Source organism: Streptomyces cahuitamycinicus (genome assembly GCF_002891435.1).
Taxonomy (GTDB): domain Bacteria; phylum Actinomycetota; class Actinomycetes; order Streptomycetales; family Streptomycetaceae; genus Streptomyces; species Streptomyces cahuitamycinicus.
The window spans coordinates 1-877 of the sequence record NZ_POUC01000897.1 but is presented as its reverse complement, the minus strand read 5'-3'; the positions used below and the strand labels follow the sequence as shown (position 1 = coordinate 877).

General features: G+C 72.6%; 1 protein-coding gene. It reads left to right on the top strand.

From position 1 onward, the window contains the following. Window positions 1–74 precede the first annotated feature (74 nt). Window positions 75–877 (top strand): IclR family transcriptional regulator (locus tag C1J00_RS43745; protein WP_146046431.1); only part of this gene is annotated, 803 nt, incomplete at its 3' end.

The following is an 877-nucleotide window of genomic DNA, read 5'->3' as shown; positions in this document are numbered from 1 at the left end:
CCACCACCGCCACCACCGTCAGGACTCCTGCCCTCACCGGTGGGAGCGTCCCCGCGGAGGCGGTCACTCCGCTCATCCGCGGCATCGCGGTGCTGCGGGAACTGACGGAGGCGAACGGCACGCTGAGCCTGAGCGGTCTGGAACGCGCAACCGGCCTCGCCCGCTCCACGGTCGACCGCATCACGGCCACCCTCGCCCGCATGGGCTACGTCCGCTTCGACGGCCGGGACGTCCACCTGTCCCCCCGCCTGATGGAACTGGGCAACGCCTACCTGTCGGCCCTGCGCCTCCCCGCTCTGCTCTCCCCGCACGCGGACGCCCTGGCAGACGAACTGGACGAGTCGGTCTCCCTCGCGGTCGCCGACCAGGACGGCATCCGCTTCATCCACCAGGCGACCCGCCGTCGCGCGATGTCCCTCAGCTTCCGCATCGGCGACCTGCTCCCGGCCGAACGCACCGCTCCGGGCCCGCTGTTCGCGACGGAGTGGACGGCCGCGGACTGGCAGCGCTGGCGGGACCGCAGGGCGGCGGACCCGAGGGACCTGTCGTTCACGGCCGTACCACCACGGAGGCAGGAACCGGGCGCGCGGGACGACGACACCTTCGCCCGCCGCACGGAAGAGGCGTCCGCCAACGGCTGGTCCCTGGACGACCAGTTGATCGAGCCGGGGCTGGTGGCGATCTCGGTGCCGGTCCGCATCCCGGGAGGGGATGGCCGAATCGCGAATGTGGACGGCCGGATCGCGAGTGTGGCGAGCGTGGTCAGCCACACGAGCCGCCACACCGCGCACGACCTGCGGACGACCCTTCTCCCTAGGCTGCGCTCCACGGTCGAGGCGATGGAACGCGAACTCCGCCACACCCCGCCCCCCGAGCC